The organism is Streptomyces sp. JLSY215, assembly GCF_059682825.1.
On sequence record NZ_CM185022.1, the window covers coordinates 4,441,495 to 4,457,132 of the forward strand.

The following is a 15,638-nucleotide window of genomic DNA, read 5'->3' on the forward strand; positions in this document are numbered from 1 at the left end:
ACATCTCTGTGGCGGTCACTCCTTACGGCAGTTCATCGCTTACGGCGTCTGCCACGCGACCCGTGCCGCCCGGGACGTCCACCCGTGGCGGCCAACGTCGCGCCCGAGGCGGACCCCGGCGCGCCCTGTTCCCGGCGGTCCGCGGAGACCACCAGCGCCGCCAACAGCGTCGTCAGCGGCACCGAGGCGACCAGCCCGATGCTGCCCACCAGCGTGCGCACGATCTCCTCCGCGACGACCTCACTCGTGGCGACCGTGCCGACGCTGCTCTGGGCGATCGAGAAGAGCAAGAGCAACGGCAGCGCCGCGCCCGCATAGGCCAGTACGAGGGTGTTCACGACCGACGCGATGTGGTCCCGTCCGATCCGCATCGCGGCGCCGTACAGCTTGCGCCAACTCGCCGACGGATCCGCCTCCTTGAGCTCCCATACCGCGGCGGTCTGGGTCACCGTCACATCGTCGAGCACGCCCAGCGATCCGATGATGATCCCCGCCAGCAGCAGCCCACGGATCTCGATGTCCGGGTAGAGGCCGTGCACCAACCCAGTGGTGTCGTCCGTATTGCCCGTCAGCAGCGCCCACCCCGTGAAGATCGAGCCGAGCAGGCTGATCAGCAGCAGCGAGGCGAGCGTGCCGAGCACCGCCACCGACGTACGAGCCGTCAGGCCATGGCACAGATAGAGCGCGATCAGCATGATCGCGCTGCCGCCGATCACGGCCACCACCAGCGGATCGGAGCCCTGGAGAATGGCCGGCAGGATGAACAGCGTCAGCACCACGAAGCTCGCCATCAGCGCGACCAGCGCGAGGACCCCGCGCAATCGGCCGACGATCACGACCGCGATCGCGAAGATGGCGGCCAGTACCCACATCGGGAACGTTCGGTCGACATCGCTGACCGAGTACTGCAAATCCTTCGGGGCCCGGGGGGAGTACGACACCACCAGGCCCTGGCCGGTCGTGTAGTGCCGCAAGGCGTCCGGTGTCACCACCGTCCGGAAGGTGCGCCCGGCGTTCTTTCCCGTGGTGACCTTGATCGTCGCCTGCTGGCAGTTCTTGCCCTTGGGCGCTCCCGCGGACGGGGGCTGCCCCTGTGACCCCGGTGGCTGGGACTGCGGCTCGGCATGCACATCCGCACAGTTCACCTCCTCCACCTTGATCACCCGGGCCTGCTCCGTGGGCTGGTCGAAGCCGACGCCGGACGGCTTGTGCGGGGGTGCGCCGCCCGGCCACAGCACGACCAGGCCGACGACCACCGCGGCCGCGAAGGGGATCAGAATCGCTGCGATGACCTTGCGCAGATGGCGTGAGACGGGTGCGGCAGGCCCATGGCTGTGGGCGTGCGAGTGCGCGACGGAATGAGGGTGGGACTCGGGAGGGGTCACACCCCGATCCTTGCAAGAACTCCAGGGGCCCCCTGTTCACCCCGGCATATCGGCCGCTACCGTGGTGCCACCTTTGCAATCGCGGGAGCTCGGAGCACCGGGCTGAGAGGGCGCTGACCTTCGTCCCAGCGGCGTTTCACGTGAAACGTCGGCGGACGGAAGCCGCTGCGTCGACCGCCGAACCTGTTACCGGGTAATGCCGGCGTAGGGAGTTGGGTCTTTATGACTCTGCAGGATGCACGCACGCCTGAAAACGTTCAGGACGGCAGCCAGAACGGCGCCGCCAACGGCAGCCGGCCGCTGATCGGCTGGCACAAGGGCTATGTCTCCGGTTCGCGGCCCGATCTACGGGTCCCCGTCCGGAAGGTGCACCTCACCAACGGCAAGGACGTGACGCTCTACGACACGTCCGGGCCGTACACCGATCCGAACATCGACACCGACGTCCGCCGCGGCCTCGCGCCGCTGCGGGAGAACTGGATCATCGCTCGCGGCGACACGGAGGAGTACGCGGGCCGCCCCATGCGGCCGGAGGACGACGGCCTCAAGCACACCTCGCCGCGCGGCGGGCTCAAGAACCTCGACGCGGTCTTCCCCGGCCGCCCGCGCCAGCCGCGCCGCGGCCGGGGCGGCGCCGCGGTGACCCAGCTCGCCTACGCCCGACGAGGCGAAATCACCGCGGAGATGGAGTACGTCGCCATCCGCGAGAACGTCAGCCCCAAGTTCGTACGGGACGAGATCGCGGCGGGCCGCGCCGTACTGCCGGCCAACGTCAACCACCCGGAGATCGAGCCGATGATCATCGGCAAGAACTTCCTGGTGAAGGTCAACGCCAACATCGGCAACTCCGCCGTCACCTCCTCCATCGAGGAGGAGGTCGACAAGATGACCTGGGCCACCAAGTGGGGCGCCGACACGGTCATGGACCTCTCCACCGGCCGTAACATCCACACCACCCGCGAGTGGGTGCTGCGCAACTCCCCCGTCCCCATCGGCACCGTCCCGCTCTACCAGGCTCTGGAGAAGGTCGACGGCAAGGCCGAGGAGCTGACCTGGGAGATCTACAAGGACACCGTCATCGAGCAGGCCGAACAGGGCGTCGACTACATGACGGTGCACGCGGGCGTGCTGCTCCGCTATGTCCCGCTCACCGCCCGCCGTAAGACCGGCATCGTCTCCCGCGGTGGCTCGATCATGGCCGCCTGGTGTCTGGCCCACCATCAGGAGTCGTTCCTCTACACGCACTTCGAGGAGCTCTGCGAGATCCTCGCCTCCTACGACGTCACCTACTCGCTCGGCGACGGCCTGCGCCCCGGCTCCATCGCGGATGCCAACGACGAGGCGCAGTTCGCGGAGCTGCGGACGCTCGGTGAGCTCAACACGATCGCCAAGCGGCACGGCGTCCAGACGATGATCGAGGGCCCGGGACACGTCCCGATGCACAAGATCAAGGAGAACATCGACCTCCAGCAGGAGATCTGCGAAGAGGCCCCGTTCTACACGCTCGGCCCGCTGACCACCGACATCGCGCCCGCCTACGACCACATCACGTCCGGAATCGGCGCCGCGATGATCGCCTGGTGGGGCACCGCGATGCTCTGCTACGTCACGCCCAAGGAGCACCTGGGCCTGCCCGACCGCGACGACGTCAAGACCGGCGTCATCACGTACAAGATCGCGGCCCATGCGGCGGACCTCGCCAAGGGCCACCCGGGCGCTCAGGACTGGGACGACGCCCTCTCGGACGCGCGGTTCGAGTTCCGCTGGGAGGACCAGTTCAACCTGGCCCTCGACCCCGACACCGCCCGTGCCTTCCACGACGAGACCCTGCCCGCCGAACCGGCCAAGACGGCTCACTTCTGCTCGATGTGCGGCCCGAAGTTCTGCTCGATGAAGATCAGCCGGAGCATCACCGAGCAGTTCGGCGGCGAGGCGAACGCATCACCCGAGGAGATCGAGGCGGGGATGCTGGAGAAGTCCAAGGAGTTCGCGGCCAGCGGGAACCGGGTGTATCTGCCGATGGCGGACTGATACCCGCAGCCGGAACGCGGATCGTTGCCGCGCGGCCCGGCGTCGCTCCGAGGCGAAGGATGCCTGGGGGCGACGCCGGTTCGTGTGGCGCAAGACGAGCGGTGGGCGACGCCGGGGCCGTTGCGGAGGCGCATGTCCCGGCCGTCGCAGGCTACTCCGGCGATCCCCCGCCCGGCCCCGCACCCGATCCCCCGTACTCCGGGCTCGTGAAATCCGGGCTGGAATAGCGCGGACGCGACCCCGATGAGCCGTTGTCGGGGCTCGAGAACGTGGGGCGGGTGTAGCCCAGCGTCGGGATGCGGTGCTGGGGAGCCGGGTGGGGGACGTACCGGACGGGGTCCGGATCCGCGCCCGGCGAGGGGTCCGTGAGGGCCTCGCGGAGGAAGGGGAGCAGGCCGCGTTCGAGGAGGGCGTGGCACCAGGCATCGTGGGCGCGGTCGACGTCCATGGCCTGGAGTTTCTCCGCTTTGGAGGCGCGGGAGGACGTCGAACCGTTGCGCAGGGCCGTGATGACGAGGCCGGCCATTGCGACGAGGGACCCGGCCGCCGTCAGGGCGGCGAATATCCAGCCGACGCTGATCAGCGGCTGAGCCATGGACTTGTCGGGGCTGACGGCGCGCAGAACATAGCCGATGAGGAGGAAGAGGACGGCGGCGATGCCGGCGAGGACCGGGACGAGGACGGCGATCATGGCGGCCAGCCCGGCACCGGCCGTTTCCGCGGCCTCGGGGGCGGAGGTGACGTCGGCCGAGTGCGGATCAGTGGCCGAACCCGTTGCCTCGTCGGCCGTTCCGTCCCGCTCCGAGGACTCCGTTCTGTCCCCGGAAGATGCCGCGGCGGGTGTCCGCAGGGCGGTACGGAGCTGGACATAGCGTTGGTATTCGGCCGTGGCGCAGGCGGCGATGGCGGTGGTGGCGCTGAGTGCCATCGCACGCAACTGCTCGGCGCTGAGGTGCTGTCCCGCGGCGGCGGTGAGGCCGTCCGGGCGGTGTTCGGCGGTGCGCAGTGCCTCATCGAGGAGCCGCGTGAATTCCGCGCGATCCTCGTTCAGCAGGTGCGGAGCGCTGTTCATGTGCATCCCCCGATGCTCCGTACGGCCGTACGTGCCGGCTGGGCCGGGCAGCGGGCGGAAACGGAGGAGAGCCTGCTACGGATAGCCCGATGGTAGAGCGCCTCCGCCACGGGGTGACAGTGAGTTTGCGGAATTTGAGTAATGCCGAGACCGGATTCCGCCCCAACCAAAGGCCCGCCGCACACCCAACGGCCCGGAGCGCATCGGCCCGGAGAACGCTCAGTCCGTCAGGGGGAGCTGCACCACCAGCAGCTTTCCGGCCATGGTGACACCGCCGTCCATCGCGATGGCCAGCCCGTCGGCGTAGACATGCGGACCGTCGACGGCGATGCCGTCGTTGTCGCCGTCCTCGGTGCCGACCTCGCCGAGCAGATACGGGATCGGGCTGTGGCCGTGCACCACGCGCTCGCCGCCGTAGGCGTCCAGAAGTTCGCGTACGGCCAGCGAGCCGGACTCGTCGCGGAACGCGAAGCGCTTGGTGAACTTGCGGAACAGGTCCCAGACTTCGCCGGCGTCGCTGCGGGTCAGCACGTCGTGGACGGTGTCGTTGACGGCCTCGATGGAGTCGCCGTATTCGAGGTAGGCGGTGGTGTCGGAGTGCACGAGCAGATGCCCGTCCTCCTCCATCACGGCGTCCAGGCGGGCCATCCACTGCAGGTGGTGGTCCTGCAGGCGGTCCATGTCGGACTTCTGGCCGCCGTTGAGGAGCCAGGCGGCCTGGAAGGAGGCGGTGCCGGCACCGGACTGGATGGGGGTGTCGCCGAACCGCTTGGCGCCCAGCAGCAGAAGCTCGTGGTTGCCCATCAGGGCCTTGCAGTAGCCGCCGGCCGCCGCGGCCTCGGCGGAGAGCTGCATGACCAGGTCGATGACGCCGATGCCGTCCGGGCCGCGGTCGGTGAAGTCGCCGAGGAACCAGAGACGGGCGTTGCCGGCCGCCCAGTTGCCGTCGGCGTCGATCAGCCCTTCGGCGGCGAGCGCCTCGCGCAGCTCGTCGTAGTAGCCGTGGACGTCGCCGACGACGTACAGCGGGCCCATGCCTTCGGGCGCGTCCTGGTCGACGGCGGGCTCGGCCGACGGGATGAGGTCGGCGGCCGGGCGGTCGATGAGGGTGTCCGTACGGGCCGAACCGATGACCGGGAGGTCGCGCGCGGTCGGGGTGTACTCCTCGGGCAGCTCGACCGGCGCGGCGGGGGTCGGCACCAGAGGCGGTGCGGCCGGCGGGCCGGCGGGCAGATGGACCGGCGGACCGGCCGGGGGCATCGGCGGCGGCGCCGCGGGCGCACCGAAGCGCGGTCCGGGCGGCACAGGAGACGCCGGTGATTGTTCCGCCATGGTCCACACCATGGGTCCCTGACTGGCCCCCTGAGTCATTGACCCCTCCACCGTCGCCGCCGTGCACCTCTCGGACCTTGCCTGGTCGACGGCGGTCCGCGGTGTCGTGCGCCCATCATAGGAATGCTGCTCGCGGGTTGTGACGCACCCGGGGGTGGTCAATCGACAGGAGCCCGGCGTTCGCGGCTGATTTCTCCCGGGATCGCCCTGTTTTTTCCTGACCGAAGGAGGCGCGTGGGCGGCGATGTTACGCGTGATTCGTCGTGTGACGGCGTGCACTCAGGCGCCGGCCGATCCCCGTGGCGGACTCACGGCCGTGCGGGGCGAGCGTCGCTGGGACGAGGTCCGCACGATCAGATCGGTCGGTATCACCTGTTCGATGGGCCGGCCGTTGTCGAGGCCTTCGATGGCGTCGATGAGGATCTGGACCACGGCGGTGCCGATGCGGCGGGGCTTGAGGGAGAGAGTCGTGATGGGCGGCTCGGTCGTGGCGTACACGGTGGACTCGCTGCAGCAGACCAGCAACAAATCCTCGGGGACGCGCAGGCCGTAGCGCCGGGCGGCGGCGAGCAGGTCCGTGCCGTTGGGGTCGAAGAGTCCGTAGACGGCGTCAGGCCGGTCCGGCCGGGCCAGCAGCCGGTCGGCGGCGACGGCGCCCGCGCAGGGGTCGTGAGCCGGGTAGGACTCGTACACCGGGTCCTGTCCGACCCGCTCGCACCAGCTCAGATACGCGGTGGTCGACAGCCGGGTGTAGGTGTCGGTGGTGTTGCCCGTGAGCAGGCCGATGCGCCGGGCGCCGGCCTCGGCTAGGTGGTCGAGCAGGTCGAGGACCGCGGCTTCGTGATCGTTGTCGACCCAGCCGGTGACGGGCAGCGCGCCGCCGGGGCGGCCGTCGGAGACGACGGGGATGCCGTGCCGGACGAGTTCGGTGACGACGGGGTCGCCGTCGGCCGGGTCGATGACGACGGTGCCGTCGAGCGCGACGTTGGACCATACGTCGTGGCGGGAGGTCGCCGGCAGGATGACCAGCGCATAGCCGCGGGCCAGCGCCGCGGAGGTGGCGGCTCTGGCCATCTCGGCGAAGTACGCGAATTCGGTGAAGGTGAAAGGTTCATCCCCGTACGTGGTCACGGTCAGGCCGAGGAGCCCTGACTTGCCGGTACGGAGGGTGCGGGCGGCTGCGGACGGGCGGTAGCCCAGCCGGTCGGCCACCTCGCGGACATGGCTACGGGTGGCATCCGGGAGCCGGCCCTTGCCGTTGAGCGCGTCTGAGACAGTCGTGATGGACACACCGGCTGCGGCGGCGACGTCCCGGATGCCCGCCCGTCCCAGCCGGCGACCGGTCGACCGGCTCACCTGGTGCTTCCCTGCTGCTGTCATGGCGAGCCGATAGTAGGGCTCGGCAGGGCCATTCGCGGGGCCCCGCCGAGGCTTGTTAAAAGGTACGTTTCTGCATGGTGACGGACCATCAATATCCTTTGAAACAAAGGTAGTTGACGCTTGAGGTGATCATACGGGGCTATTTTGGCCGCCCCCGCCTGCCGGTCGGTCCAGGTCTCGAAGAGGTCTCAAGTCACCTTCACGGGGGATGCGCGCCACGGCGCAAGCCACCGGCGCGTGACGGAATGGGGAGCGCTCCGCAGAGCCTGTGCGCGGGTGGCCCTGATGGATCAGGGACTGCCGCCGGACGGGGCAATCCTCATAAGGTGTGCAGTATTGGAGTCGAATGGGACGGTCGAGGAGGACCTGCGGTGAGCGAGAAGACCCCGAAGCTGCGTGCTGCGCTGGACGGCATCCCCACCTATAAGCCGGGCCGGCCCGCGGCGGCCGACGGTCCTGTCGCCTACAAGCTGTCCTCCAACGAGAACCCCTACCCGCCGCTGCCGGGCGTTCTGGAGAGCGCGGTGACCGCCGCCGGGTCCCTCAACCGTTACCCGGACCTGGCCTGTACGGGCCTGGTGGCGGAGCTGGCCGAGCGATTTTCGGTGCCGCTCACGCACCTGGCGACCGGCACCGGCTCGGTGGGTGTGGCCCAGCAGCTGGTGCAGTCGACGGCCGGGCCCGGCGATGAAGTGATCTACGCCTGGCGCTCGTTCGAGGCGTACCCGATCGTCACCCAGGTCTCCGGCGCCACTCCGGTGCAGGTGCCGCTGACCTCCGGCGAGGTGCACGACCTGGACGCGATGCTCGCCGCGGTCACCGACCGGACTCGGCTGATCTTCGTCTGCAACCCCAACAACCCCACCGGCACCGTTGTACGCCGCGCCGAGCTGGAGTCCTTCCTGGACCGGGTGCCGAGCGATGTCCTGGTGGTGCTGGACGAGGCGTACCGCGAATTCATCCGGGACGAGCAGGTGCCGGACGGCATAGAGCTCTACCGTGACCGGCCGAATGTCTGCGTGCTGCGGACCTTCTCCAAGGCGTACGGCCTGGCGGGGCTGCGGGTCGGTTTCGCGGTGGCGCACGAGCCGGTGGCCGCGGCGCTGCGCAAGACGGCGGTGCCGTTCGGGGTGAGCCAGCTGGCGCAGGAGGCGGCGGTGGCGTCGCTGCGCAGCGAGGCGGCGCTGCTGGAGCGGGTCGATGCGTTGGTGGCCGAGCGGGCCCGGGTGGTCGACGGCCTGGCCGGGCAGGGGTGGACGGTCCCCGAGTCGCACGCCAACTTCGTCTGGCTGCGGCTGGGGGACCGTACCGTCGACTTCGCGGCGGCATGTGAGCGCGCCGGGGTGGTCGTGCGGCCGTTCCCGGGTGAGGGCGTGCGGGTGACCATCGGTGAGAGCGCGGCGATGGATCTGTTCCTGCAGGCAGCGGAGGAGTTCCGCAAGGCGCTGTAACGCATTGCGGGGTGTTGCAAGGGCGCTGTATGGCGTTGCACTGAGGCCGTGGGTCGGTTGACCCGCGGCCTCAGGCTTTGTGTACGTGGATCGTGTCGCCGCCACGGACGGTGGCCAGCGTGCGGGGGTCGCCGTCTATCCGGCCCAGCACGTTGCAGGGGGAGGCGAGGCGGCACTCCTCGCCCCGGGAGATCGGCGTGGGGCCGTAGGGCAGGGCGAGGGCGTTGCCCTCGGTCCAGAAGGCGACCGTGCCGGGTTCGACCACCTGACGGGCGTCGGCCTCGAGCGCGGGCGTGAGCCCGGTGTCGAAGTAGACCTCTTCGCCCCAGGTGTTTGCGGTGCCGTCGATCGGCAGGGCCGCGAGCAGCGCCGCGGCGGTCGGGGTGTCGTCGAGCGTGGCGGTGACCTGCCCTGCGGGCCAGGAGATTCGGATCTTCATGGCGACGAATTCAACAATATGTTGAAGGCCAGGGGAAGGGGTGCGTAGTAAGCCTGGCGTAAGGATTCATAGGCCATGGATTTGAGCGTGACGGCGGTCACGTACCCCCCTTATCGAAGGTTGTAGGCCCATGCGTAATAATGCTTGTGAATGTGAACGCGTTCACAAGCGCACGCGCGGTCTGTGTCTGGCAAGGGACGCAACGGGACATTGCCGTAGTGCATCGGCGACGTAAGGAGGAAGCGACGTGGAGCTGGCGTTGGCGCCAGAGACTCTGGCGCGATGGCAATTCGGCATCACGACCGTGTACCACTTCCTGTTTGTCCCCTTGACGATCTCCCTTGCCGCTCTGGTGGCCGGATTGGAGACCGCATGGGTCCGAACGGCGAAGCAGAAGTACCTCAAGGCGACCAAGTTCTGGGGCAAGCTGTTTCTGATCAACATCGCGATGGGTGTCGTCACCGGCATCGTCCAGGAGTTCCAGTTCGGCATGAACTGGTCCGACTACTCGCGGTTCGTCGGTGACATCTTCGGTGCCCCGCTCGCCTTCGAGGCGCTCATTGCCTTCTTCTTCGAGTCCACCTTCATCGGACTGTGGATCTTCGGCTGGGACAAGCTGCCCAAGAAGATCCACTGCTTCTGCATGTGGATGGTCTCGATCGGCACGATCCTGTCCGCGTACTTCATCCTCGCCGCCAACTCCTGGATGCAGCACCCGGTCGGCTACAAGTACAACGCCCACACCGGCCGCGCCGAGCTCACCGACTTCCTGAAGGTGCTCACCCAGGACACCACCCTGGTCGTCGCCTTCCACACGCTGACCGCCGCCTTCCTGACCGGCGCCGCCTTCATGGTCGGCATCTCCGCGTTCCACCTGATGCGCAAGAAGCACATCAAGGTGATGCGCACATCGCTGCGGCTCGGCCTGGTCACCCTGGTCATCTCCGGCCTGCTCACCGCCATCAGCGGCGACGAGCTCGGCAAGGTGATGTTCAAGCAGCAGCCGATGAAGATGGCCGCCGCCGAGGCGCTGTGGGACAAGGAAGAGCCCGCGCCGTTCTCCGTCTTCGCCTACGGCGATGTCGAGAAGGGCCACAACACGGTCGCCATCGAGGTGCCCGGCCTGCTCTCCTTCCTCGCCCACAACGACTTCACCTCGCCGGTCCCCGGTATCAACGACGTCAACAAGGCCGAGCAGCAGAAGTTCGGGCCCGGCGACTACCGGCCCAACATCCCGGTCGCCTACTGGGGCTTCCGCTGGATGATCGGCTTCGGCATGTCGTCCTTCGCCATCGGCCTGGCCGGGCTCTGGCTCACCCGGAAGAAGTTCTGGCTGTCGCCGGGGCTGCGTACGGGGGACGAGGAGCCACCGCATCTCGCGCTCACCAAGAACAAGGTGCTCGGTGCCCGGCTGAGCAAGTGGTACTGGTCGCTCGCCTTCGTCACCCTCGGCTTCCCGCTGATCGCGAACTCCTGGGGCTGGATCTTCACCGAGATGGGCCGCCAGCCCTGGGTCGTCTACGGCGTGCTGCGCACCTCGGACGCGGTCTCCCCGGGCGTCTCGCAGGGCGAGGTGATCACCTCGCTGGTCGTCTTCACCACGCTCTACGCGATCCTCGCAGTGATCGAGGTCAAGCTGCTGGTGAAGTACATCAAGGCCGGACCCCAGGAACTCACCGACTCCGACCTCAACCCTCCCACCAAGATCGGCGGCGACCCCGCGGACGCCGACCGGCCGATGGCCTTCTCGTACTAGGAGGCGGCTGTGCAACTCCACGACATCTGGTTCGTCCTCATCGCCTTCCTGTGGACCGGGTACTTCTTCCTCGAAGGATTCGACTTCGGGATCGGCGTCCTCACCAAGCTCCTCGCCCGTGACCGGAGCGAGAAGCGCGTACTGATCAACACCATCGGCCCGGTCTGGGACGGCAACGAGGTCTGGCTGCTCAGCGCGGGCGGCGCGACCTTCGCGGCCTTCCCCGAGTGGTACGCCACCCTCTTCTCCGGCTTCTACCTGCCGCTGCTGCTGATCCTCGTCTGCCTGATCGTGCGCGGTGTCGCCTTCGAGTACCGCGCCAAGCGGCCCGAGGAGAAGTGGCAGCGCAACTGGGAGACGGCGATTTTCTGGACCTCGCTGCTGCCGGCCGTCCTGTGGGGCATCGCGTTCGGCAACATCGTGGGCGGAGTGAAGATCGACGCCCACAAGGAGTACGTGGGCAGCGTCCTCGATCTGCTGAACCCGTACGCGATCCTTGGCGGACTGGTCACCCTGACGCTGTTCACCTTCCACGGTGCGGTGTTCGCTTCGCTCAAGACCGTGGGCGACATCCGGGAGCGGGCGCGCAGGATCGCGACCGTACTTGGACTGCTCGCGGCCGTTGCCGCGGTCGCCTTCCTGGCATGGACCCAGGTCAGCAAGGGAGACGGCGCCAGCCTGATCGCCATGATCGTCGCGGTCGTCGCGCTGGTGGCGGCCATCGGGGCCAACCGGCTCGGCCGCGAGGGATGGGCGTTCGCGTTCTCCGGGATCACCATCGCGGCCTCGGTCGCGATGCTGTTCCTCACGCTGTTCCCCAACGTCATGCCGTCGACGCTGAACGAGAGCTGGAGCCTCACGGTCAGCAACGCCTCGTCCAGCCCCTACACCCTGAAGATCATGACGTGGTGTGCCGTGATCGCCGCACCCATCGTGATGCTCTACCAGGCGTGGACGTACTGGGTCTTCCGCAAGCGGATCGGCACCCAGCACATCGCCGACGCCCATGTGCCCACCGTCGACGCCCCTACTCCTACGCCGACCAGCTGACGGAGGTTTCACGTGAAACCGATCGACCCGCGCCTGCTCCGATACGCCCGCGCCACCCGGCACTTCCTCGTCGCGGTGGTGGTCCTCGGGCTTGCCGGAGCGGGGCTGGTCGTCGGACAGGCCATGCTGATCGCCGAGATCGTGGTCGGTGCCTTCCAGCACCACCTTGATCTCGGCGCTCTGACCACACCGATCGCGCTGCTCGCCGCGGTCTCGGTCGGCCGCGGGCTGGTCTCCTGGCTCACCGAACTGGCCGCCCACCGCGCGAGCGCCGCGGTCAAGTCCGAGCTGCGGATGCGGCTGATCGAACGTGCGGCGCGGCTGGGGCCCGGTGCCACGATCCGCCGTACGGACGCCGGCGGCGAGGCCCCGGGCGCGGACGGAGCGGATGCGGCCGACGCGGGCACGCTCCAGATGCGTACCGGCGAACTCGCCACCCTGGCCACTCGCGGTATCGATGCTCTCGACGACTACTTCGCCCGCTATCTGCCGCAGCTGGGCCTTGCGGTCGTCGTCCCCGTCGCCGTACTCGCCCGGATCGTCCTGGGCGACTGGATCTCTGCGCTCACGATCGTTCTCACCCTCCCGCTGATCCCGCTGTTCATGGTCCTGATCGGCTGGGCCACCCAGTCCCGGATGGATCGCCAGTGGCGGCTGCTCGCCCGGCTCTCCGGCCACTTCCTCGATGTCGTCGAGGGGCTGCCCACCCTCAAGGTCTTCGGCCGGGCCAAGGCCCAGGCCGCCTCGATCCGCGCCATCACCGGTGCCTACCGCCGCGCCACGCTGCGCACCCTGCGGATCGCCTTCCTCTCTTCCTTCGCCCTCGAACTCCTCGCCACCATCTCCGTTGCGCTGGTCGCCGTCGGTATCGGTATGCGCCTGGTCCACGGTGAACTCGATCTCTACACCGGCCTGATGGTGCTGGTCCTGGCGCCCGAGGCCTATCTGCCGCTGCGGCAGGTGGGTGCGCAGTACCACGCCGCGGCCGAGGGGCTGTCGGCCGCGGAGGAGATCTTTGCGGTGCTGGAGACCCCGGTGCCCGCGCCCGGCACCGCCCCCGCGCCCGAAGGCACCGGACTGACCGTCGAGAATCTGGTCGTCCGCCATCCCGGGCGCACCGCCGACTCGCTGCCCGCGACCTCGTTCGAGGTGCGGCCCGGCGAGACCGTTGCCCTGGTCGGCCCCTCGGGTGCGGGCAAGTCCACGCTGCTCAGCGTGCTGCTCGGCTTCACCGAACCCGCCGAGGGCCGCGCCCTGGCCGATGGCCAGGACATCGCCTCCCTCGCCCCCGAAAGCTGGCGGCGGCGGATCGCCTGGGTCCCGCAGCACCCGCATCTCTTCGCCGGCACCATCGCCGAGAACGTACGGCTGGCGCGCCCGGACGCGGACGACGCGACGGTACGGGCCGCCCTGCGCGACGCCGGGGCGCTTGACTTCGTCGACGCGCTCCCGCAAGGCGAGGCCACCCGCCTCGGTGAACGGGGCGCCGGACTCTCCGCGGGCCAGCGCCAGCGCATCGCGCTCGCCCGCGCCTTCCTCGCCGACCGCCCGATCCTGCTGATGGACGAGCCGACCGCGAACCTCGACGGCGAGACCGAGGAGGCCATCGTGGCCGCGGTCCGCCGCCTGGCGGCCGGTCGCACGGTCCTGCTGGTCGTCCACCGGCCGGCGCTGTTGGCGGTGGCGGACCGGGTGGTGCGGCTGACCGGGCCGGCCGAGGTTTCGGGCGCGACCTCGGTTTCACGTGAAACCGAAACCCTTGCGCCCGCACCGTCCTTGGCCCCCTCCCCCACGGCGATCGACGGCGACACCGCCCCGCCCGCCGACACCCCGGCCACCGGACTCTCCGCCCTGACCCGTCTCCGCCGTCTGGCCCGTGCCCGCCGGGCGCGCTTCGCCCTCGCCCTCCTGCTCGGCAGCCTTGCGCTCGGCAGCGCGGTCGGCCTGATGGCGACCTCCGGCTGGCTGATCTCGCGGGCCGCGCAGCAGCCGCCGGTGCTGTATTTGATGGTGGCGGTCACCGCGACCCGGGCGTTCGGCATCGGGCGGGCCGTCTTCCGCTACGCCGAGCGGCTGGTGGCGCATGACGCGGTGTTCCGGATGCTCGCCGACGTACGCGTCGCCGTCTTCCGGCGACTGGAGCGGCTGGCGCCCGCCGGTCTCCGGTACCGCAGCCGCGGCGATCTGCTCTCCCGGCTCGTTGCCGATGTCGATGCGGTGCAGGACTACTTCCTGCGCTGGCTGCTGCCCGTCGGCGCGGCGGTCGTGGTCGGGCTGGGAGCGGTCGGGTTCACCGGCTGGCTGCTGCCGGAGGCCGGCATGATCCTTGCCGTCGGGCTGCTGCTCGCCGGTGCCGGAGTGCCGCTGATCTCGGGTGCGCTCGCCAGGCGGGCGGAGCGTCAGCTGGCGTCGGCCCGCGGCGTGCTGTCCACGCGCGTCGTCGATCTGCTCACCGGTACGGCCGAGTTGACCGTCGCCGGCGCCCTGACGGCCCGTACGGAAGCGGCCCGCCGCGCGGATCGCGACCTGACCCGGATCGCCTCCCGCTCCGCGGCCGCGGCCGGTACCGGCGCCGGGCTCTCGGCGCTGCTGTGCGGGCTGACCGTCGCCGCGGCGGCGGTGGCCGGTGTCCAGGCCGTGCACGCGGGGCGGCTGCACGGAGTGGCGCTGGCCGTGGTCGTGCTCACCCCGCTCGCCGCGTTCGAGGCGGTGGCCGGGCTGCCGCTCGCCGTGCAGTACCGCCAGCGCACCCGGCGCGCCGCTGAGCGGGTCTTCGAGGTGCTGGACGCCCCCGTGCCGGTGCAGGAGCCGGTCACGCCGACAGCTGCACCCGAGGCGCCGTTCCCGCTGGCCGTACGGGATCTGAGTGCGCGCCACCCGGGACAGGCCGAGCCCGCGCTGGACGGCGTCGGGTTCACGCTGACGGCCGGCCGGCGGCTGGCCGTGGTCGGCCCGTCCGGCTCCGGCAAGACCACGCTGGCGCAGGTGCTGCTGCGTTTCCTCGACCGGGAGGCCGGTGCGTACACGCTGGCCGGGACGGATGCCCAGGCGATGGACGGCGATGCGGTCCGGCGCCTGGTCGGGCTGTGTGCACAGGACGCGCATATCTTCGACAGCTCGCTGCGGGAGAACCTCCGGCTCGCCCGCCCGGGCGGCTCGGACGCGGCGGAATCCGCCGACCGGGACCTGTGGGACGCGCTCGAGCGGGCGCGGCTGGCGGACTGGGTGCGGGGCCTGCCCGACGGGCTGGACACCATGGTCGGCGAGCACGGTGCCAGGCTGTCGGGTGGTCAGCGGCAGCGGCTGGCGCTGGCGCGTGCGCTGCTCGCGGACTTCCCGGTGCTCGTGCTGGACGAGCCCGCAGAGCACCTCGACCTGGCCACCGCCGATGCGCTGACCGCCGATCTGCTGGCCGCGACCGAGGGCCGTACGACCGTTCTGATCACCCATCGGCTCACCGGCCTCGACGCGGTCGACGAGGTGCTGGTGCTGGACCGGGGCCGGGCCGTACAGCACGGCGGATATGCGGAGCTGGCCGCGGCCGACGGCCCGTTCCGGCGGATGCTGGAGCGCGAGCGGGCGGTCGATGCGGCGTACGGAGAGGGCCCCGCACCCGTCGGCGTCCTCGTATAGGCCCGCCCCCGGGAGGACCGCGGGCCGCATAACCGGACTTTCCCCAGAAATGGGCCCTTATTAGGCTCATGGCATGGCAGCCACGGAAGGACCCTCTGACCCCATGGAC

The 15,638-nt window shown here is 69.7% G+C and carries 10 protein-coding genes; 5 read left to right on the forward strand and 5 right to left on the reverse strand.

Features of this window, described 5'->3' with window-relative positions; genetic code table 11:
- Positions 1-32: 32 nt before the first annotated feature.
- On the reverse strand, positions 33-1,385 hold the full coding sequence (locus AC5677_RS19845) for a YibE/F family protein (RefSeq protein ID WP_497196343.1): 1,353 nt from the start codon (positions 1,383-1,385) through the stop codon (positions 33-35).
- 222 nt (positions 1,386-1,607) lie between these two features.
- Here AC5677_RS19845 and thiC point away from each other — a divergent pair, with 222 nt between their 5' ends.
- Positions 1,608-3,416 (forward strand): phosphomethylpyrimidine synthase ThiC, encoded by a 1,809-nt coding sequence (thiC, locus tag AC5677_RS19850; RefSeq protein WP_497196344.1) that lies wholly within the window; start codon positions 1,608-1,610, stop codon positions 3,414-3,416.
- Between the two features lie 151 nt (positions 3,417-3,567).
- Here the strand turns inward: thiC and AC5677_RS19855 are convergent, their stop codons facing one another.
- From AC5677_RS19855 to AC5677_RS19865, 3 genes are all read right to left on the reverse strand, one after another.
- Complete coding sequence (locus AC5677_RS19855; RefSeq protein ID WP_497196345.1) at positions 3,568-4,494, reverse strand: hypothetical protein; 927 nt, start codon at positions 4,492-4,494, stop codon at positions 3,568-3,570.
- Positions 4,495-4,707: 213 nt separating this feature from the next.
- On the reverse strand, positions 4,708-5,820 hold the full coding sequence (locus AC5677_RS19860; protein ID WP_497196346.1) for a metallophosphoesterase: 1,113 nt from the start codon (positions 5,818-5,820) through the stop codon (positions 4,708-4,710).
- A 279-nt stretch (positions 5,821-6,099) separates the two neighbouring features.
- Positions 6,100-7,200, reverse strand: coding sequence for a LacI family DNA-binding transcriptional regulator (locus AC5677_RS19865; protein ID WP_497196347.1), 1,101 nt, complete (start codon positions 7,198-7,200; stop codon positions 6,100-6,102).
- Between the two features lie 371 nt (positions 7,201-7,571).
- Between AC5677_RS19865 and hisC the strand changes: the two genes are divergently transcribed.
- Positions 7,572-8,651 carry a histidinol-phosphate transaminase gene (gene hisC, locus AC5677_RS19870; protein ID WP_497196348.1) on the forward strand — a complete coding sequence of 360 codons (1,080 nt, stop codon included), beginning with the start codon at positions 7,572-7,574 and terminating at the stop codon, positions 8,649-8,651.
- Between the two features lie 70 nt (positions 8,652-8,721).
- Here the strand turns inward: hisC and AC5677_RS19875 are convergent, their stop codons facing one another.
- Positions 8,722-9,090: a cyclophilin-like fold protein gene (locus AC5677_RS19875; protein WP_497196349.1), complete on the reverse strand. Its 369-nt coding sequence runs from the start codon at positions 9,088-9,090 to the stop codon at positions 8,722-8,724.
- Between the two features lie 247 nt (positions 9,091-9,337).
- Between AC5677_RS19875 and AC5677_RS19880 the strand changes: the two genes are divergently transcribed.
- The 3 genes from AC5677_RS19880 to cydD are packed head-to-tail and all read left to right on the forward strand — an operon-like array spanning position 9,338 to position 15,529.
- Positions 9,338-10,846: a cytochrome ubiquinol oxidase subunit I gene (locus AC5677_RS19880; RefSeq protein ID WP_497196350.1), complete on the forward strand. Its 1,509-nt coding sequence runs from the start codon at positions 9,338-9,340 to the stop codon at positions 10,844-10,846.
- 9 nt (positions 10,847-10,855) lie between these two features.
- Entirely contained in the window at positions 10,856-11,896 is a 1,041-nt protein-coding gene (gene cydB / locus AC5677_RS19885; protein WP_497196351.1) for a cytochrome d ubiquinol oxidase subunit II, read from the forward strand.
- Between the two features lie 12 nt (positions 11,897-11,908).
- Positions 11,909-15,529 carry a thiol reductant ABC exporter subunit CydD gene (cydD, locus tag AC5677_RS19890; RefSeq protein ID WP_497196352.1) on the forward strand — a complete coding sequence of 1,207 codons (3,621 nt, stop codon included), beginning with the start codon at positions 11,909-11,911 and terminating at the stop codon, positions 15,527-15,529.
- Positions 15,530-15,638 lie beyond the last annotated feature (109 nt).

Bases quoted from the DNA above. Each gene is read 5' to 3' on its own strand.
- AC5677_RS19855 (WP_497196345.1), bottom strand. From the start codon at position 4,494: ATGCACATGAACAGCGCTCCGCACCTGCTGAACGAGGATCGCGCGGAA.
- thiC (WP_497196344.1), top strand. From the start codon at position 1,608: ATGACTCTGCAGGATGCACGCACGCCTGAAAACGTTCAGGACGGCAGC.
- AC5677_RS19860 (WP_497196346.1), bottom strand. From the start codon at position 5,820: ATGGCGGAACAATCACCGGCGTCTCCTGTGCCGCCCGGACCGCGCTTC.
- AC5677_RS19875 (WP_497196349.1), bottom strand. From the start codon at position 9,090: ATGAAGATCCGAATCTCCTGGCCCGCAGGGCAGGTCACCGCCACGCTC.
- AC5677_RS19865 (WP_497196347.1), bottom strand. From the start codon at position 7,200: ATGACAGCAGCAGGGAAGCACCAGGTGAGCCGGTCGACCGGTCGCCGG.